The following is a 17,792-nucleotide window of genomic DNA, read 5'->3' on the forward strand; positions in this document are numbered from 1 at the left end:
AGCCGAGGCACCCCGCGTCGGCAGCGACAGATGGGTAGAAGAGACAGGGTGGGGGCCGTCGGCCAGGACGACGCCGGGCGGACACTGCTGGAGGCAATGGCGCGTGCCGGCGTCGACATCAGCGACATTGCCCAAGTGGACGCCGCAACCGGAACCGCACTTGTGCTCGTGGACAGCCAGGGCGAAAACCAGATTGTGGTGTGCCCGGGCGCCAATGGCGAAGTGGTCCTCGATGGTGTCAGCTTCGGCGACGACGAAGCCGTGCTGTGCCAGCTCGAGGTGGACCAGGACGTGGTGTTGTCCGCAGCGCGGGCCGCCAAGGGATTCTTCGCCCTGAACGCGGCCCCGGCGGCACCCATCCTGCCGGAACTGCTGGAACGCTGCGACCTGGTGATCGTTAACGAGACCGAATACCAGCTCATTCCGGCACTGAAGGACGCACCGCTGGTGGCCGTGACATACGGCGGCGAAGGTTCGGCGATCTTCGTCGACGGCGAACGGGTGGCCGAAGCTCCCGCTGTGCGCGTCACCGACATTGCCAACACCATCGGAGCAGGCGATGCGTTCTGCGCTGCGCTGGTTCTGGCTCTTCAGGCCGGGCTTGAGTACGGGAACGCCCTGGCCGTGGCAAATGCCGTGGGCGCGGACGCGGTCCGTGATGCTGCGTCCCAGCCCGCGCTTCAGCCCCTGGAACACTACGTGCAGGCCACTCGGAGCGCCGTTAAGTAGACGAGTTCTGTCGGCGCGCAGTGAGCCGCGCAAATGTCAGTGTCTGCTGTTACGCTGCCGATGGAGGGTAACCATGACCGGACCTGCGTGGAGACCGTTGAACTAACCGACGATCCTGAACCCGTTGAACTCCCCTGTTGCATCGGAGACCTCGGATTCCACGTGCTCCACGCGGCCCGGCGCCTGCGCGGATTTGAGCCACTCCAGCATGGCGTCGATGTCCGGGCGGGGACCTTCCGCCACCAACTCCACCGAGCCGTCATAACGGTTGCGGACCGTCCCAGTCAGCATGAGCTCGTCGGCCTTCCGGGCGGTCCAATAGCGGAACCCGACGCCCTGGACAACACCGGTGATGCGGGCCGTGAGGCGATTCCCGACTAGGTTCATGGACCAACCTTAACGAAACCTGCCCCTGCCCGCCCCCTCCCCGTACAACGGAGTGGGTGACGAACAAGGGCAGGATACGCGGGTAGGTAATCAGCTCACCACAATGTCCCGCGTTGCGTGGCTGTACGTGATGGTGACGGATCCGCCGTCGTGGTTCAACTCGTGGTTCGCACCGTCACGGGCGCCAAACGCACCATAGTTCTCGTCCCACGAGCGGTTCAGCGCGATCTTGTAGGTGTAGAAACCGGCGGGCAATTCAGCCGTCAGCGTCCACACCTGAGCCAGCGGGCTGAAGGTCATCTGGGCTTCGTCGTACTGCGGTGCCCAATCCTCGGGAGCGCCAAGGATCGTGTTGAAGTCCCCGGCAATCGCGACGGCGTCCGGCTGCGGCACGGTCTCGACGGCGGAGGTCGCCGCCGCCTTGGCAGGCGCCTTCCTGGTGGCCGGCTTCCTGGTAGTCGCAGCAGCCTTCGGAGCGGACACCTTGGCTGCGGCAACCTTGGGCTCGGCTACCTCGCTGGCTGCGACCTTGGGGGCCGTTTCCTTCTTTGCCGCAGCGCGCTTGGGCGCTGCTGCCCGCTTTGCCTTCGCCTTGGCAGGCGGGGCGGTGGGAACCGGAACGTCGGCAGGTACCGGAGTTCCGGCGTCGAGTGCTGCCGCGAAAGCTGCAACATCGGCGAAGGCGACCGTCGCGCGTAGGCCGTCCTCCGGGATGGTCCAGCCCGAACGTCCCTTGACCAGCCAGCCGGCCTTGACCAGTTTGGCCGAGGCGGATGTGAGGGTCTTGTGGCCGCGCGGAATGCCGCCGCTGAGCAGCTCGGCCTCGTGGTCGTTGAACGGAACGCGTGCGATCGCTTCGGCCAGCACTTCGCCGGCGTTCAGCGTTGCCCCGGACCATACGCCCTCTGCGAGGATGTCCAGGACGGCCTTCAGACGAAGGTTGGTGTTCTCGGCGGTGTTCGCGCCCATGCTTCTCCTTCTACGGTGGATATTCCCTTGCAGTTTGCCAATGAATTGTTAATTCCCGCGACTGCACTTGGTAAACACCGTGTGTCGTGACTGAGTGTGACATCACAAGCGGCACAAGTGATGTACGGGTCTCGGCTGGAGCGGTTCAGGCCCCCGTCACCGACGATTTGACCCACTCGGTGACCTCGTCCAAAAGCTCTGCTTTGCGTGCCTCGCCGGCAAAGGATGAACGGATGGAGTTGGCAGCCAACGTAGCCTGTTCGGGCACCGAGAACTTCAACACCTCCACCAACTGTTCAAAGTTGTCGTCCACGTAGCCGCCAAAGTAGGCGGGGTCATCCGAATTGACGCAAACGTTCAGGCCGATGGCCAGCATCTCCGGCAGCGGATGGTCCTCAAGCTTGTCCACGGCGCGGAGCCGGACATTGGACAACGGGCAAACGGTCAACGGCACTTGCTCGGCCACGAGGCGCTGCACCACATCGGTATCTTCCATGCAGCGGATGCCGTGGTCGATCCGCTCGACGTGCAGGATGTCCAAGGCCTCCGTGATGTAGGACGCGGGGCCCTCTTCTCCGGCGTGGGCGATCCTTCGAAGCCCTGCCTCACCGGCGCGCTGGTACAAACGCTCAAATTTCGACGGCGGATTGCCTACCTCGGCCGAATCCAGACCGATGCCCGCGATGGGGGCGTGCATGGCCAGGAGCTGTTCAAGCACTTCCAGGGCGGATTCCTCGGACATATCCCGCAGGAAAGCGGCGATGAGGAGGGTGGAGACGCCAAAATCCTCTTCGGAGGTGGCAAGGGCGTTGGCCACCCCGTTGACGCAGGTTTCCAGTGCCACGCCCCGGGAGGTGTGGGCCTGGGGATCCATCATGATTTCCGCGTGCCGCACTCCCCCTGCGGCTGCCCGCTTCAGGTAGGCACGGGTCATGTCGGTGAAATCCTGCTCAGTCTGCAGGACAGCCATGTTGGCGTAGTAGAGGTCCAGGAAGGATTGCAGGTCAGAGAATTCGTACTTCTCGCGCAGTTCTTCGATGTCTTCGTACGGCAATTCGATGCCGTTTCGTTCGGCCAGGGCAAAGATCAGCTCTGGCTGGAGGGTCCCTTCAATGTGCAGGTGCAGTTCGGCAACCGGAGGTGCCGTGGTGGTTGTTTTCTCGCCAATAGTTTCCACCCGACAACTCTAGGCCCGAACACGGGCACGTGTCCCGGAGCACTCAACTTGGTTCTCACGCCCGGCACCCTCAAACTGAAAGGATGCAGACTTTCCTCCCCTTCGCCGATTTCCGTGAGAGTGCCGCGGCGCTCGACACTTCAAGGCTCGGCAAACAGCGCGTCGAAGCTCTCCAGGTACTCCGCGCGTTGGTGATCCCGGAGTACGGTTGGCAGTCCCACCCGGCCGTCCGCATGTGGATGGGCCACGTTCCGGCGCTCACCATGTACGGCCTGGCAATGGCCGACGAATGGATCGAGCGGGGCCACCCGGACAACACGCGCAACAACATCGCGGAGTTCGCGCCGCAGGCGGCCCACCCGGACTATGCGTCCCGGATCGTCATGCCGCCATGGTTGGGACACGAGGACCTGCACCTCAGCCACCGGTCCAAGCTGATCAGCAAGGACCCCAAGCACTACTCGCAGATCTTCCCGGGAACCGAGGAGAAGCTGGAATATGTGTGGCCCGAACCCAAGCACGAATTCCACCCGGAGGACCCGGAAGAGGACAGCTTGTGGATCCTGCGCTCGGCCGTTGAGGACCTCCGACCGGAACAGTTGACCACCGTCAGCATGCCTCCCCACGGCAAGGCACGTTCCACGGTTCCCGCAGACCCCGACGAGTACCAGTTCGTGTATGCCGAGGAGAAGTCCCGCAGGCAGGTCGGCGGGCCCCGGAAGCGCCCGGTCAAGCCGCAGGAGAAGAAGCCCACCCGCAAGCGCCAAGCCCAGGAGAAGGCGTTCTCAACCCTCCCGGGCAAGACCGAGATTGCGGTGCCGTTCGACGGCGGCAGCATCTTCGCCGTCGGCCTGATCCAGGGCCGACCCATCACGGTTGATGGCCGCTTCGCCCGCAACTTTGAAGTGACCAACGTGATCAAGCGCTCGGACTTCGACTACCCCGCGCTGCTGCAGGATCCCCGGGTCTTTTTCCCCGTCCCTGCACCCGCGCTGTAACGGCAGGTTCCACCAACGCAGGGAGGGCAATGGATTTCCAGCACATCATCGAAGCTGTGGGCAGGTACATGGACGCTGCCGGAGTGGCCGTCATGGTGATTGGGGCGCTGGTCTCCATTCCCATGGCCCTGCGCGGCTACCAACCGGAACGCGCCCGAGGCCTGGAACCATTCACGCCGTACCTCGCCTACCGGCAACTGCTGGGACGTTCCATCCTCTTGGGCCTGGAACTCCTGGTGGCAGCGGACATCATCCGTACGGTCGCGGTGACACCCACGTTTGAGAGCGTTGGTGTCCTGGCGATCATCGTGTTGATCCGGACCTTCCTCAGCTTCTCACTCGAGCTGGAAATCACCGGCCGCTGGCCATGGCAGAAGGAAAAGGGGCACGACGCCGGCGAACCGCTACGATCGGATCCATGACCCAGCCGTGGACTCCGGACATTCTTGGCGAAGGCTTTGAACAGCAGACGTTGGACCTCGACGGCGGTGCTGTCGCCACCTTGGTGCGATACCTCGGCACCGGGTCGCCGTTACCGGATGCGTCGGCAAAGGCTGGCCTCGACGCCGACGTTCTGTATGTGCATGGCTGGTCGGACTACTTTTTCCAACGTCACGTAGCCGCGTTCTGGCACCGGGCCGGGGCGCGCTTTTATGCCCTGGACCTGCACAACTACGGCCGCAGCCTGCGGCCGGGCTTGGTACCGGGGTTCGTCACCAGCCTGGCCGATTACGACGCCGACATCGCTGCGGCCCTTGAAGCAATGGGGCGCACGGGTACTCCGAGCGACCGGCCGCTCATTCTCCTGGGACACTCCACCGGCGGGCTGACCCTTAGCCTGTGGGCGCACCGTCACCCGGGGGTGGCCTCGGCCTTGATCCTGAACAGCCCGTGGTTGGAGTTCCAAGCTACCGAACTGGGACGGCGTGCGATTGCGCCGCTGGTGGGCCTGCATGCCCGGCTCCACCCGCTGGCACCGCTGCCACCCGTGGACCCGGGCATCTATACCCGCGCAGTCTCGGCAGCACTCGACGGCGAATGGGACTACAACCTCCAATGGCGGCCCGACCGGGGATTCCCCATCACGCCCGCATTCCTGGATGCAGTGTTCCGCGGGCAGGCAACTGTTGCCGCAGGGCTGGGCATCGATATGCCGGTGCTCGTGCTGCTCTCGGACAAAAGCTACCTGCAGCCGAAGTGGTCCGCTGATGCCCTCACGGCAGACGTTGCCTTGAACGTGGACGCCGTGGCCCACCGGGCACTGTCCTTGGCGGACACCGTCACGGTGAGCCGGCTCCCCAACGCATTCCACGACATCTTCCTGTCCCCGAAGCCCATCCGGACCGAAGCGTTTGAGCGCATCGGCCGCTGGCTGCCCCTGGCCCTGCAACCCGTCCTTGCACAGAGCAACGCGGGGTCACTTAGGGCCCATGTTCCACCCTCGGATGGGCCATAAGTGACCCCGCGTTGCTTTAAGGTGGCGCTACTTGCCGAGCCCTGCCCGGCGCAACGCCTCAGCCATCGCGGTGTTCGTCGGAGCGGCCTGCGCCTGCTGGGGCTTACCTTGGCGGGAGTTGCCCTGCTGCTGCCGGCCCGGGTTTCCGCGGCGATCGTTGTCACGGGAGCCAGCTGACCGCTGACCGCCCGAAGCACGCCCTTCCGAGGTGCGCCCACCGGAAGTGCGCCCACCGGCAGAGCCGGGTTCGTCGTCGAGCCTCAACGTCAAGGAGATGCGCTTGCGGTCAGGGTCCGCCTCCAACACCTTGACCCTGACCACCTGGCCGGACTTCACGATTTCACGCGGATCCGAAACGAACTTGTTGGACAGTGCCGAGACGTGCACCAAGCCGTCCTGGTGCACTCCGACGTCGACGAAAGCCCCGAATGCGGCCACGTTGGTGACTGTACCTTCCAGGATCATGCCCGGTTTGAGGTCGGAGATCTTTTCGATTCCTTCAGAGAACGAGGCCGCCTTGAACGCCGGGCGAGGGTCGCGGCCGGGCTTCTCGAGCTCGGACATGATGTCCTTGACTGTGGGCAGGCCGAAGGTTCCATCCACGAACGACTGCGGGTCCAAGGAAGTGGCGGGGCCGCCACCGGCTGCCACCAGGATCTTGCGCGCCACGGAGTACGCCTCAGGGTGGACACTGGAGGCGTCCAATGGCTCGGCTCCCCCGGTGATCCGGAGGAAGCCGGCGCACTGTTCAAAGGCCTTCGCACCCAGCCGGGGCACCTTCTTGAGGTCGCTGCGCTTGGCGAACGGTCCGTTCTCATTCCTGTAGGCCACGATGTTCTCGCTCAGCAGCGGCCCGACGCCCGCCACGCGGCTCAACAACGCCGGCGAGGCCGTGTTCACGTCGACGCCCACGGCGTTCACGCAGTCCTCCACCACGGCATCCAAGGAGCGGTCCAGCTTGGCGGCCGTGACATCGTGTTGGTATTGGCCTACACCGATGGACTTGGGCTCGATCTTCACCAGTTCAGCCAGGGGATCCTGGAGACGCCGGGCAATGGACACAGCACCACGCAGGGAAACATCCATTCCGGGGAGCTCAGACGCTGCCAGGGCGGAGGCGGAGTAGACAGATGCTCCGGCTTCGGACACCACCAGCTTCTGGATGCCTTTGGCCCCACCAGCCTCGAGGGATTTGATGAGCTCGGTGGCCAGCTTGTCCGTCTCGCGCGACGCCGTTCCGTTGCCAATCGCCACGAGTTCAACCTTGTGCTGCCGGGCGAGGCGGTGAAGGGTGGCCAGTGCTTCGTCCCACTTTTTCGCCGGTGCGTGGGGATAGATGGTTTCCGTGGTGACCACCTTGCCGGTGCCATCAACCACTGCCACTTTCACGCCGGTCCGGAGCCCGGGGTCCAGGCCCAGGGTGGCGCGGTTGCCAGCCGGAGCTGCAAGCAGGACGTCGCGAAGGTTGGCGGCAAAGACCCGAACGGCCTCGTCCTCGGCATCGGCAAACATCCGGCCGCGAAGGTCCGTGGTGAGCCGGTCCAGGATGCGGCCCCGCCAGGCAAGCTGCGCGGTCTGCGTCAGCCAGGCATCGGCGGGACGGCCCTGGTTGGAAACCCCAAGGCACTTGGCCACAGCGTTCTCGTAACGGCCGCGGGCGGCGGCAAGGGCGTCGTCGTCGGCGGGGTCTGCTTCGGCGAGGTCCAGCTCAAGGACGCCGTCCTTCTCGCCGCGCAACAGTGCGAGCACGCGGTGCGACGGCATGCCGGAGGGCACCTGCGTGAACTCGAAGTAATCCTTGAACTTTTGGCCCTCGGCCTCCATGCCCTTCTTGACGCGGGACACCATGCGGCCCTGCTTCCACAGGCGCTCGCGCAGATCCTCGGCGAGGTCCGCGTCCTGCCCCACGCGCTCCACCAGGATGGCACGTGCACCTGCGAGCGCCGCGGCGGTGTCCTCGATGGAGTGCTCTGCGTTCAGGTACTTGGTGGCCTCGGTGGCCGGGTCCAGCTGCGGGTTGGCGAGCAGCACATCCGCCAGCGGCTCCAGCCCGGCCTCGCGGGCGATCTGGGCTTTGGTGCGGCGCTTGGACTTGAAGGGAAGGTAAATGTCCTCCAAGCGCGCTTTGGTATCGGCTCCGACGACGGCGGCTTCCAGTTCCGGGGTCAGCTTGCCTTGGGCGGCAATCGCCTCCAGGACGGCTTTGCGTCGTTCTTCCAGCTCGCGGAGGTACCTGAGGCGTTCCTCGAGGTCGCGCAGTTGGGTGTCATCGAGCGTCCCGGTGGCTTCCTTGCGGTAGCGGGCGATGAAGGGGACGGTGGATCCGGCGTCGAGCAGTTCCACCGCGGCCTTGACCTGCCAGGCTTTGACGCCGAGTTCAGCGGCGATTTGTGCGTGGATGGCGGAGTCAGCTGACTGGTGTTGGAGATTTGAAGTCACCATGACAGTTTGCCTCACGTGGGCTTGCCCGTGGGAACGGGCCGCGAGGCGTTCCCGTCCGGGAGTGCCTCGCGGCGGCTGGCTTTGCCCTCCGGCGGTACTAGTGCGACATGTGCTCCTTGGCCGAAATGTGCTCCACCATTTCCCCGAGGCGCTGTTCTGCATAGTGGTTGCGGGCAATGTCGCCCTGGCTGATGATGCCTACCAGCTTGTGGTCGCTGATAACGGGCAGGCGGCGCACTTGATGTTCTTCCATCATGCTGACGGCTTCGTCCACGTTGGCATCGGCATCCACCCAGAACGGCTTGCCGGTGGCGAGTTCGCTGGCAAGGACCTGACGGGCATCCTTTCCTTCGGCAACACATTTGACCACAATGTCGCGGTCGGTGATGAAGCCGGTCAGCTTGCCGTCGTTGCCGCAGATGGGAAGTGAACCGCAGTCCATGTCCCGCATCATGCGGGCGGCCACTTCAAGGGTCTGGTCCTCGACGACGCACTTGGCATCTGTCGTCATGAATTCACGTACGACACTCATGGGTCCTCCTTCATCGATTGGGATTATCGACGAGGGGCCCTTCGGCTCCAACGCCGATGATGCCAGCCTACGCTCGCGGGGGAACCGTGACCAGACGGATTTCAGTCCTCCGCGATGTCCTCGGCCCAGAGTTCCGGATGCTCCTCCTGGAAGGTGCGCATCATGTCCACGCAGCGTTGGTCATCCAGGACAACTACCTCCACGCCGCGTGAGCGCAGGAGGTCGAACTCGCCCGGAAAGGTCTCCGCCTCCCCCACAACCACGCGGGGAATTTTGAACTGGATGATGGTTCCCGTGCACATCGCACAGGGTGCCAGGGTGGTGTACAAAGTGGTGTCTCGGTAGCTCTTCTGCCGGCCCGCCGCACGGAGCGCGGACATCTCCCCATGGGCGATCGGGTCGCCGTGCTGGACGCGTTCGTTGTGTCCGCTTGCGATGACCTCACCGGCCCGTGCCAGGGCGGCGCCAATGGGAATTCCGCCCTCGCTGAGGCTCTTCTGCGCGGCTTGGTAGGCGGCTTCGAACGCTGGGTCTGCCGTGGGCGTAGTTTCAGTCATGGGTGCAGTCTAAGTGGAGCCATATTGTCGGGGCCCGCTGATAGCTTGGCTTGCAAGGGTATTCACAGCATGGAAGGCAGGTGACCCTGGGTGTTCTTTCTCGATCCGGAGCTGGCAGGCGGGCCCAAGGACCTGGTTTTCTCGGCCAGCGACCTCGTCATTGCCGCCACCTGCGAGTACCAGCTGCTCCGCAAGCTCGACGAAAAGCTGGGCCGCACTCCCCGGCCGGACTTCCCGCCGGATGCCATGCTGGAACGCACTGCCGAACTTGGCGATGTCCACGAGCACCGGGTCCTGGATGAGTTCGTGGCGGAGTTTGGCAAGTGGGACCCGGCAACGCGAAAAGGCGTTTACGACGTCGTTCCCGCCACTGCCATGGACCGCGCCACCCTTTCGGCCAAGCACGCTGAATCCATCGATGCCCTGCTTTCCGGGGCAGACATAGTGTTCCAAGCCGCTTTCTTTGATGGCACCTTCCATGGACGCTCCGACTTTCTGGTCAAGAAGCCCGGCGGCCAGTATGCGGTCTTCGATACCAAGCTGGCGCGGCATGCCAAGGTCACGGCGCTGCTTCAACTGGCAGCCTATGGGGACCAACTCATACAGGCCGGTATCACGCCGGATCCCACTGTCACCCTGGTGCTGGGCAACCGGGTGCACAGTGACCATCCACTCTCCCAGATCCTGCCGGTATTCAAGGAACGACGCCAGCGGTTCCTTGCCATGACCGCCGCGCATGTCCCCGGCAGCGAACCGGTCGCGTGGGGCGATCCCCGGTACTCTGCGTGCGGCCGTTGTGATTACTGCGCGGAACAGGTTCAGCTGCACAGGGATCTGCTCATGGTGGCCGGGATGCGCATCAGCCGGCGCAAAAAGCTGATCGCGGAAGGCGTCACCACCATCGACCAACTGGCCGGCTTACCGGCAACGGGCGACCCCACGCTGCTGCGTCTGCGTGAACAGGCACGGCTCCAGACGGGTACCGGCACCCCGGACGGCACGGTGGAGTACAAGGACAAATCCGGCGAAGCCAAAGCCATCAGCTACAACGTGCTGGCTGAGAACACCCTGGGAAGGCTCCCTGCGCCCGATCCCGGTGACATCTTCTTCGACTTCGAAGGCGATCCCCTCTGGCAGGATCCCGCCACTGGAAAATGGGGCCTGGAATACCTGTTCGGTGTCATCGAGACCCCTGTTGAGCCCGGCGCCACCCCGGTCTTCCGGCCCTTCTGGGCGCACTCCCGGGCTGAGGAAGGCAGGGCGTTCGTTGACTTCCTGGAGTATGTTGCCAAACGGCGGGCACAGTATCCGGGCATGCACATCTACCACTACGCCGCCTACGAGAAGACCGCACTGCGGAACCTGTCCCTGACGCACGTGACGGGCGAGACCGCCGTCGACGACCTCCTGCGCGAAGGCGTCCTGGTGGACCTTTACGACACCGTGCGGCACAGCATCCGGATCTCCTCGAACTCGTACAGCATCAAGAAGCTTGAGCCGTTGTACATGGGGCAGCACTTGCGCTCCGGTGACGTGACCGACGCTGGAGCCTCCGTGGTGGCCTACGCGGACTTCTGCACGGCCAGGGACACCGGACGCGACGCCGAAGCCGCGGAGATCCTTGAGGGCATCCGGGATTACAACGAGTACGACTGCATCTCCACCCTGGAACTGCGGAACTGGCTGCTCGCCCGCGCCGCGGAGCGCTCAATAGTGCCGGGTCAGGAGGCACAGCCTCAGGACGCGCGGGCGGAAGCCGCCGCAGCGGACGAAGCTCCCGCCAAGTACGAGGCCGCACCCGAAGAGACGGCCCTCTTTGAGTACCTCGCCCAGCTCCCTGATGCCGAACGTTCCACTCCAGATGCCAGGGCGATCGGGATTGTCGCCGCGGGCGTCGGCTACCACCGGCGCGAGGACAAACAGCACTGGTGGGGCCATTTCGATCGCTTGGAGAAGCCAACGTCCCAGTGGGATGAAGCCCGGGATCTGTTCATCGTGGACCATGCGGAGCTTCTGCAGGACTGGGCCAAACCGACGCCTCGCAGTAACCCGGTCCGGATGGTCAAACTTCTTGGACGGTCGGGGGACGGTGCAGGGTTGGACCCAGCCAAGACCTACTTCAGGATGTACGACCCCCCGCTTCCGGAGGCGTTGCTGTCCAAGGAATCCACGGTGCTGGGCCGTGCGGGCTGGAGCAGCACCAAAGTCACGGAGGTTGGCGAAGACGGGGACTTCGAGTCCGTCATCATCGCCGAAAGCCTTCGCAAAGACTCCACAGAGTTCGCCCAACTGCCAATGGCGTTGACCCCGGACGGCCCGATTCAGACCTACGGCCAACGTGCAGCGTTGGCAGCCCTGGCGACGAAGCTCCGGGCTGGGCTGCCGGCCTGGCCGAAGGATCCGGCCTTGGATCTGGTCCGCAGGCAACCACCAAGGCTTCGCAGCCATGCAGCCCTGCCTGCTGTGCCGTCCGGGCCCGATGGATACATTGATGCGATCACCGCAGCGGTCAAGGACTTGGACCATTCCTACGTGGCGGTGCAGGGCCCTCCCGGCAGTGGAAAGACCTATGTTGGTGCCCATGTCCTGGCCCGGCTTGTGGCTGATGGTTGGAAAGTCGGCGTCGTTGCACAGTCCCATGCCGTGGTTGAACACATGCTGTGTGCCGCCGTCGAGAAAGCCGGTGTGGACCCGCAGCGGGTGGCCAAAGAGGTCAAACACAACGATCCTGTGCCGTGGAAAGGCTGCGGGAAGGCCGATGTCACCCAGGCTCTGGCCATGCCGGGTGGAGCACTGATCGGCGGGACCGCTTGGGCCATGGTGGGCAAGGAGGTTCCCGCAGGATCATTGGACCTGCTGGTGATCGATGAAGCAGGCCAGTTTTCCCTGGCCAACACCATGGCCGTCAGCCGGGCCACCAAGAGGCTCCTTCTGCTGGGTGACCCCCAGCAGCTTCCGCAGGTCACCCAAGGGACGCACCCTGAGCCGGTTGACGAGTCGGCACTCGGCTGGTTGTCCGACGGCTACAACACCTTACCGGCGGAGCTTGGCTACTTCCTTGCATTGTCATGGCGGATGCACCCGGAGCTTTGCAATGCCGTGTCCGAGCTGTCGTACGACTCACGGCTGGAGGCAGCCCCCGCCGCGTCCCAGCGCCTGTTGGAAGGAGCACGGCCGGGGATTTCGTGCGTCTACGTCGAACACACTGGAAACTCGACGTCCTCACCTGAGGAAGCGGCAGAGGTCGCCCGGCAAGTGCAGGCCCATCTTGGCCTGACATGGCAGGATCCCTCCCAGTCCACGGAAAGCCGGCCACTCGACGAAACCGACATCCTGGTGGTCGCGCCCTACAACGCGCAGGTCCAGCTCATCAAGCATGAACTGCACGCAATCGGCCTTAACAAGGTACGCGTGGGGACAGTGGACAAGTTCCAAGGCCAGGAAGCTCCCGTGGTCATTGTGTCCATGGCCGCGTCAGCCGCCGGGGAGGTTCCGCGCGGCATGGAGTTCCTGCTCTCACGCAACCGGATCAACGTGGCGGTGTCGCGCGGTCAGTGGCGTGCCGTCGTCGTGCGTTCACCCGAGCTGACCAACTACCTCCCGACGCATCCGGAAGGACTGGAAAATCTGGGCGGCTTCGTAGCACTCTGCCAGCGCGCGGAACCCAACTAAGTAACAGCTAACGCTCCATTGACGGACCAGAGGGCCGTTTGCTGTTACCTAGTTAGTAAGGGCGAGCGCCTCATCCAGGACCCGGCCGAAGTTTGCGGCATCGTGGGCGAAGCGGCCAAGGAAGAGGCCCGAAACACCCGAGAGCCGGGGCAGGAGCCCTGGTTTCGCCGAGCCTCCATAGATCACCGGCAGCTCCGCCAACCCGTGCTGGGCAAGGGCGGAGCGCAGGGTGCCGACCACCATCGAAACGTACTCCGCCGAGGCGGGTTCGGGAGCACCGATAGCCCACACCGGTTCATAGGCAACCACGAGCCGGGCAGCCAAGGACCAATCGCCGGAGACAGCCGCCTTGATCTGGTGGAACACGATCTCCGCCGCAGCCTCGGGGGCACACTCCTCGGCCTCGCCCACGCACAGCAGCGGTGCAAGACCGGATTCGACGGCGGCGCCCACCTTCAGTGCCACCACGGCGTCGTCTTCGGCGAAGTAGCGCCGCCGCTCGGCATGGCCGATTTCCACCAAGCCGACGCCAAGCTCGGCAAGCATCGACGGCGCCACCTCACCAGTCCACGGACCATCGGACCAGCCACAGTTCTGCGCGCCCAGGACCAGCGGAGAACCAGCCGTCAGTCCAGCGGCTGCGGGAAGGACTGGAAACGAAGGGATGACAAACGGGACAACCCGCCCGGCCGCGAGGGCCGGACGGGAGTCCACTTCTGCCACCAACTGCTCCAGCCACGCAAGGCTGCGGGCGTACCCCATGTACATCTTGGTGCTGACTCCGATGTACAGGGTGTGTGGAGAATTCATGGCTGTCCGGTTCATTCCTACTTGTCCAGCAGCTCGTCGGCTTTGTTGGAGAAGGCCCGGGTGCCGAACATCATCGCCGCGGCCAGGAAGGGCAGGACACCGAGAGCGTAAACGCCCATGGTTCCTGTGTCCGAAGCCGTCATCTCGTTGACCGAGGTGCGCAGGATCGGAGCGACGAAACCGCCCAGGTTTCCCAGCGAGTTGATGAGGCCGATACCTGCTGCCGCAGCCGTTCCGGTGAGGAACGCCGTCGGATAGGACCAGCAGATGGGACCAATCGCCAGGAAGCTGCATACCGCCAGGGTGATGAAGATGATGCCCAAGGCCGGAAGGTGGTTTGCTCCGGCCCATGCGGAACCGAAGATGCAAAGGCCCGTGGAAACGAACAGTGCCGTGCCCCAAATCCGGCGGCGCACCACCGTGTTCGCCGCTTTGCCCACGAAGTAGCAGGCGAAGATCCCGAAGAACCAGGGAATGGCGGCCATGAGTCCGACGGCGAAACCCACCTTCTGTCCGGTCAGTTGGGCTACCTGCTGCGGAAGGTAGAACGTGACGCCGTAGACCGCGATCTGCAGGCAGAAGTAGATGATGGTGAAGTACCAGACACGGCCATTCCGCATCGCAGCCATGACACCCTGCGGTCCTGACTCTTCCTTGACTGTGTCTTCCAAGGCCATGACATCGGTCAAGGCGACCTTTTCTTCCTTGCTCAGGAACTTCGCGTCCTGCGGGCTGTTGATCAGGAAGAAGAACGAGGCGATGCCTGCCAGGATGGCCAAGGACCCCTCGACGAAGAACATGACCTGCCATCCCGCGACGCCGGGAACCTGGTCGCCGATGTTGATGAGCCAGCCGGACAACGGCGCACCGAGCATCTGGGAGAGGGGCTGGGCCAGGTAGAAGATGGCGAACATCTTCACGCGGACCTTGTTGGGGAACCAGGCGGCGAGGAACATGATGACGCCCGGGAACAGTCCTGCCTCGGTCACGCCCAGCAGGAAGCGGAGGATGATGAACGAGGTCTCACCCTGCACGAAAGCGAAGCAGGCCGACACGATGCCCCACGTGATCGCGATGCGGGCCAGCCACATTTTGGCGCCGAACTTGGTGAGCAGCAGATTGCTGGGGATCTCGAACAGTGCGTAACCGATGAAGAAGATACCCGCGCCGAGCGCATAGGCCCCGGCGGTGATGCCCTTGTCCACGCCGAGGGCAGCTTCGGCAAAACCAACGTTGGTGCGGTCAAGGAACGCGACCACATACAGGATGACCAACATGGGCATCAGACGGAATGAAGCCTTGGATATTGCTGATTTCAGAATCGGCGAATCCAGCAACTCCTTGGTGGAAGTTGAGGCAGCAGACATCGAAACTCCTCTTTGAGTAGTCAATTGGGGGGATAACCTAAACGGGCTATCAGCGCGGAAGGAAAATGAGCACCAGGCCCAGAGCGCAGGCGAGGACGCCCACGGCAAGGTAGATCTTTCGTTCCCGTGTCCAGGTCCGCATGGGGCCTAGTGCATGTACAGACCGCCATCCACATTCAGCGTCTGGCCGGAGATGTATCCGGAGTCCTCGCTGATGAGGAAGGCAATAGCGGCGGCGATGTCCCGGGTGGAGCCGACCCGGTTCACCACGAGGTCCTTGGTGAGCTCATCCTTGCGTTCCTGGCTCAACGTGCCGCCCATGATGTCGGTGTCGATCGGACCCGGGGAGATGGCGTTGACAGTGATGTCGTATTCTCCGAGTTCACGGGCCGTGGCACGGGTCAGGCCAATAACCCCAGCCTTCGCAACGGAGTACGGAGTCTTGGAGAACGTGCCCCCACCGCGCTGTGCGGAAACGGAGGAGATGTTCACGATCCTGCCGATCCGGTTCTTGACCATGGATTCGGCCACGCGCCGGGTGGCGTAGTGCACGCCGTTGAGGTTGATGTTCAGCACCCGGTCCCACTCGGCCGGTTCGAGTTCCAGATAGCCGATGGGCGAGCTGACGCCGGCAACATTGGCCAGGGCCACGATCTGCGGCAGTTCTTTTTCAAGCTCGTCGATGGCTGCCCGGACTTCGGCTTCGCTGGCAACGTTTGCTCCGACGCCGTGCGCCTGGACACCGTATTCAGCGGCGATCTCCTTGGCAGCGGCTTTGCAGGCGGCATCGTCAAGGTCGATGATGCCGATGTTCCAGCCTTGCGCGGCGAGGTAGTTGACAGTGGCGCGTCCGATGCCACGCTCGGAGACAGCGCCAGTGACAACAGCTGTCCGTGATGCGGGGAAAGTCATGTGATTACTCCTGGGAGGATCTAGTTGATGGGGGCCGGGCCGAGCTCTTCAATGAGCTTCTGCATGGCCACGTAAGCCTTGTTGCGGTAGGCGATCAGTTCCGGGGTGCGCTCGGCCGGGACGTTCAGGAAGCCCGCGCCGGTCTTGGTCCCGAGCTTGCCGGCTTCCACCAGGTCCGAGAGGATCTTCGGCGTCGCGAAGCGCTCCGGGAAACCGGTCTGCAGCGACTTGTAGCAGAAGTTGTAGACGTCCAACCCGGCCATGTCCGCGATGGCGAACGGACCAAAGAAGGGCAGGCGGAAGCCGAACGTCGTACGGACCAGGGTGTCGACGTCGTCCGCTGTTGCGATCCCCTGCTCCACCAACTGCGCGGCCTCATGGAACAGCGCGTACTGCAGGCGGTTAAGCACGAATCCGGTGACGTCCTTGACCACGGCTGTCTGCTTGCCGGCTGCGTGCACGAGATCGCAGGAGGCCGAGACGGTGGCGGCGGAAGTGCCGGCGTGCGGGATGACCTCGACGCCCGGAATGAAGGGCGACGGGTTGGAGAAGTGAATACCGAGGAACCGCTCCGGCCCGGTCACGGCTTCTGCCAAGGCGGCAATGGAAATGGTGGAGGTATTGGAGCCGATCAGGGCGTCCGGGCGGGCGGCCGCGCTGATCCGGGCCAGGGTCTGGTGCTTGATCTCCAGGACTTCCGGAACGCACTCCTCGATGAAGTCCGCATCGGCAACAGCCTCTTCGATGTCCTTGGCGGCCCACAGGTTCTGCTTGAGGGTCTCTGTGGCGCCTTCGGGGAAAAGGCCGTCGGCAATGAATTGCTCGGATTCCACCAGCAGGCGGTCGTAGTTCTTCTGCGCGATTTCGGCAGTGACATCGGCCAGCGCAACACGTGCCCCGCCCAATGCCAGAACCTGCGCGATTCCGCCACCCATGTAGCCGGAGCCTACGACGGCGACCTTCCGGGCTGTGTTTTCCGCGGCTTCAGTAGTTTCCATGCCTTCAGAAATAGTCATGATCAGACTGCCTTCGTGTAGTCGGGCTCGTACGAGCAAATGGCGTCCACCTTGGCGGCGGAGGAGGAGTTTTGGTCGAAGCGGTGGCTAAGCCACTCACCGACGAGCTTCTTGGCCAGTTCCAATCCGATCACCCGCTGGCCGAGGGTGAGGACCTGGGCGTTGTTGCTCAGGACGGAGCGTTCCACGGAGTAGCTGTCGTGGGCGGTGACGGCACGGATGCCGGGTACCTTATTGGCCGCAATGGCTACTCCCAAACCGGTTCCGCAGATCAGCAGTGCCCTGTCCGCTTCGCCTGCGGCTACTTTGCGGGCGGCGTCGACGGCCACGTGCGGGTACGCAGTGGAATCGTTGGGGCCAACGCCGACGTCGGTCACCGACGCAACGCGCGGATCGGCTTCCAAGAGGGCCAGGAGGGCGTTCTTGTATTCCACGCCGGCTTCATCGTTGCCGACGACAATGCGCCAGCCTTGGGTGTTGCTCATTCTTCAGGCTCCGTTTCCGGCCGGTGCCGCGGTGGCTGCAGCGGCAAGTTGTGAATCGATGAATTGCGAGATCCGCGCGGCAATCAGTCCGAAGGACACTGCGCCGGGATCCGGGTGGCCGAGGCTCTTCTCGGCGAGGGGACGTGCGCGGCCCTTGAGGGGCCGGAGCTCCGCGGTTTTCGCGGCAGCGGACTCGGCCGCCGCAGCCGCAACTGCCAGCGCCCGGTCAACGGGAGCACCGCCGTCGAGCTCTGCCAGGAAGCTGGCTCGTATACACATCTCC

At 63.9% G+C, this 17,792-nt stretch carries 17 protein-coding genes; 5 read left to right on the top strand and 12 right to left on the bottom strand.

Features of this window, described 5'->3' with window-relative positions; translation table 11 throughout:
• Positions 1-729: PfkB family carbohydrate kinase (locus PJL15_RS21745; protein WP_281453209.1), on the top strand; the 729-nt coding region annotated here is incomplete at its 5' end.
• Between the two features lie 102 nt (positions 730-831).
• Here PJL15_RS21745 and PJL15_RS21750 read toward each other — a convergent pair.
• From PJL15_RS21750 to PJL15_RS21760, 3 genes are all read right to left on the bottom strand, one after another.
• Positions 832-1,116, bottom strand: a complete 285-nt coding sequence (locus tag PJL15_RS21750; RefSeq protein ID WP_281453210.1) for an acylphosphatase — start codon at positions 1,114-1,116, stop codon at positions 832-834.
• Between the two features lie 90 nt (positions 1,117-1,206).
• Positions 1,207-2,085, bottom strand: coding sequence for a glycosidase (locus tag PJL15_RS21755; protein ID WP_281453211.1), 879 nt, complete (start codon positions 2,083-2,085; stop codon positions 1,207-1,209).
• Positions 2,086-2,230: 145 nt separating this feature from the next.
• Entirely contained in the window at positions 2,231-3,262 is a 1,032-nt protein-coding gene (locus tag PJL15_RS21760; protein ID WP_281453212.1) for an adenosine deaminase, read from the bottom strand.
• Positions 3,263-3,345: 83 nt separating this feature from the next.
• On the opposite strand from PJL15_RS21760, the gene PJL15_RS21765 reads away from it, so the two are divergent.
• From PJL15_RS21765 to PJL15_RS21775, 3 genes are read left to right on the top strand one after another with little or no spacing between them, the layout of a single operon-like run.
• Positions 3,346-4,260 (top strand): MSMEG_6728 family protein, encoded by a 915-nt coding sequence (locus PJL15_RS21765; protein ID WP_281453213.1) that lies wholly within the window; start codon positions 3,346-3,348, stop codon positions 4,258-4,260.
• A 29-nt stretch (positions 4,261-4,289) separates the two neighbouring features.
• Complete coding sequence (locus PJL15_RS21770; protein WP_281453214.1) at positions 4,290-4,682, top strand: DUF1622 domain-containing protein; 393 nt, start codon at positions 4,290-4,292, stop codon at positions 4,680-4,682.
• A complete protein-coding gene (locus PJL15_RS21775) occupies positions 4,679-5,716 on the top strand; it encodes an alpha/beta hydrolase (protein WP_281453215.1) in 1,038 nt (345 codons plus the stop codon). The genes PJL15_RS21770 and PJL15_RS21775 overlap by 4 nt, the downstream gene beginning before the upstream one ends.
• A 27-nt stretch (positions 5,717-5,743) precedes the next feature.
• On the opposite strand, the gene PJL15_RS21780 is transcribed toward PJL15_RS21775, so the two are convergent.
• The 3 genes from PJL15_RS21780 to PJL15_RS21790 all read right to left on the bottom strand — a co-directional run bounded on the left by PJL15_RS21780 (position 5,744) and on the right by PJL15_RS21790 (position 9,247).
• Positions 5,744-8,158, bottom strand: a complete 2,415-nt coding sequence (locus PJL15_RS21780) for a Tex family protein (RefSeq protein ID WP_281453216.1) — start codon at positions 8,156-8,158, stop codon at positions 5,744-5,746.
• A gap of 97 nt (positions 8,159-8,255) precedes the next feature.
• Positions 8,256-8,690 carry a CBS domain-containing protein gene (locus PJL15_RS21785; protein ID WP_281453217.1) on the bottom strand — a complete coding sequence of 145 codons (435 nt, stop codon included), beginning with the start codon at positions 8,688-8,690 and terminating at the stop codon, positions 8,256-8,258.
• A 101-nt stretch (positions 8,691-8,791) separates the two neighbouring features.
• Positions 8,792-9,247: a nucleoside deaminase gene (locus PJL15_RS21790; protein WP_281453218.1), complete on the bottom strand. Its 456-nt coding sequence runs from the start codon at positions 9,245-9,247 to the stop codon at positions 8,792-8,794.
• 90 nt (positions 9,248-9,337) lie between these two features.
• Between PJL15_RS21790 and PJL15_RS21795 the strand changes: the two genes are divergently transcribed.
• A complete protein-coding gene (locus PJL15_RS21795; RefSeq protein ID WP_281453219.1) occupies positions 9,338-12,919 on the top strand; it encodes a TM0106 family RecB-like putative nuclease in 3,582 nt (1,193 codons plus the stop codon).
• Positions 12,920-12,967: 48 nt separating this feature from the next.
• On the opposite strand, the gene PJL15_RS21800 is transcribed toward PJL15_RS21795, so the two are convergent.
• The 6 genes from PJL15_RS21800 to PJL15_RS21825 all read right to left on the bottom strand — a co-directional run.
• Positions 12,968-13,729 (bottom strand): triose-phosphate isomerase family protein, encoded by a 762-nt coding sequence (locus PJL15_RS21800; RefSeq protein ID WP_281453220.1) that lies wholly within the window; start codon positions 13,727-13,729, stop codon positions 12,968-12,970.
• Positions 13,730-13,746: 17 nt separating this feature from the next.
• Positions 13,747-15,096 carry an MFS transporter gene (locus tag PJL15_RS21805; RefSeq protein ID WP_281453221.1) on the bottom strand — a complete coding sequence of 450 codons (1,350 nt, stop codon included), beginning with the start codon at positions 15,094-15,096 and terminating at the stop codon, positions 13,747-13,749.
• 147 nt (positions 15,097-15,243) lie between these two features.
• Positions 15,244-16,008, bottom strand: a complete 765-nt coding sequence (locus tag PJL15_RS21810) for an SDR family NAD(P)-dependent oxidoreductase (RefSeq protein ID WP_281453222.1) — start codon at positions 16,006-16,008, stop codon at positions 15,244-15,246.
• A gap of 20 nt (positions 16,009-16,028) precedes the next feature.
• The gene (locus PJL15_RS21815) at positions 16,029-17,024 is read right to left on the bottom strand and encodes a 3-hydroxyacyl-CoA dehydrogenase family protein (RefSeq protein ID WP_281453223.1); all 996 of its coding nucleotides are present in this window, start codon (positions 17,022-17,024) and stop codon (positions 16,029-16,031) included.
• Positions 17,025-17,026: 2 nt separating this feature from the next.
• Entirely contained in the window at positions 17,027-17,509 is a 483-nt protein-coding gene (locus PJL15_RS21820) for a ribose-5-phosphate isomerase (RefSeq protein ID WP_281453224.1), read from the bottom strand.
• 3 nt (positions 17,510-17,512) lie between these two features.
• Positions 17,513-17,792, bottom strand: a 280-nt coding sequence (locus tag PJL15_RS21825; RefSeq protein ID WP_281453225.1) for a DAK2 domain-containing protein, incomplete at its 5' end; no start/stop codon positions are given.

This window comes from Paenarthrobacter nitroguajacolicus (genome assembly GCF_029952445.1).
GTDB lineage: Bacteria > Actinomycetota > Actinomycetes > Actinomycetales > Micrococcaceae > Arthrobacter > Arthrobacter nitroguajacolicus_B.

Excerpts from the sequence above, each read along its gene's own strand:
- PJL15_RS21800 (WP_281453220.1), bottom strand. The coding sequence starts at position 13,729 with ATGAATTCTCCACACACCCTGTACATCGGAGTCAGCACCAAGATGTAC.
- PJL15_RS21785 (WP_281453217.1), bottom strand. The coding sequence starts at position 8,690 with ATGAGTGTCGTACGTGAATTCATGACGACAGATGCCAAGTGCGTCGTC.
- PJL15_RS21790 (WP_281453218.1), bottom strand. The coding sequence starts at position 9,247 with ATGACTGAAACTACGCCCACGGCAGACCCAGCGTTCGAAGCCGCCTAC.
- PJL15_RS21765 (WP_281453213.1), top strand. The coding sequence starts at position 3,346 with ATGCAGACTTTCCTCCCCTTCGCCGATTTCCGTGAGAGTGCCGCGGCG.
- PJL15_RS21820 (WP_281453224.1), bottom strand. The coding sequence starts at position 17,509 with ATGAGCAACACCCAAGGCTGGCGCATTGTCGTCGGCAACGATGAAGCC.
- PJL15_RS21775 (WP_281453215.1), top strand. The coding sequence starts at position 4,679 with ATGACCCAGCCGTGGACTCCGGACATTCTTGGCGAAGGCTTTGAACAG.
- PJL15_RS21755 (WP_281453211.1), bottom strand. The coding sequence starts at position 2,085 with ATGGGCGCGAACACCGCCGAGAACACCAACCTTCGTCTGAAGGCCGTC.
- PJL15_RS21780 (WP_281453216.1), bottom strand. The coding sequence starts at position 8,158 with ATGGTGACTTCAAATCTCCAACACCAGTCAGCTGACTCCGCCATCCAC.
- PJL15_RS21810 (WP_281453222.1), bottom strand. The coding sequence starts at position 16,008 with ATGACTTTCCCCGCATCACGGACAGCTGTTGTCACTGGCGCTGTCTCC.
- PJL15_RS21805 (WP_281453221.1), bottom strand. The coding sequence starts at position 15,096 with ATGTCTGCTGCCTCAACTTCCACCAAGGAGTTGCTGGATTCGCCGATT.
- PJL15_RS21770 (WP_281453214.1), top strand. The coding sequence starts at position 4,290 with ATGGATTTCCAGCACATCATCGAAGCTGTGGGCAGGTACATGGACGCT.
- PJL15_RS21815 (WP_281453223.1), bottom strand. The coding sequence starts at position 17,024 with ATGACTATTTCTGAAGGCATGGAAACTACTGAAGCCGCGGAAAACACA.
- PJL15_RS21750 (WP_281453210.1), bottom strand. The coding sequence starts at position 1,116 with ATGAACCTAGTCGGGAATCGCCTCACGGCCCGCATCACCGGTGTTGTC.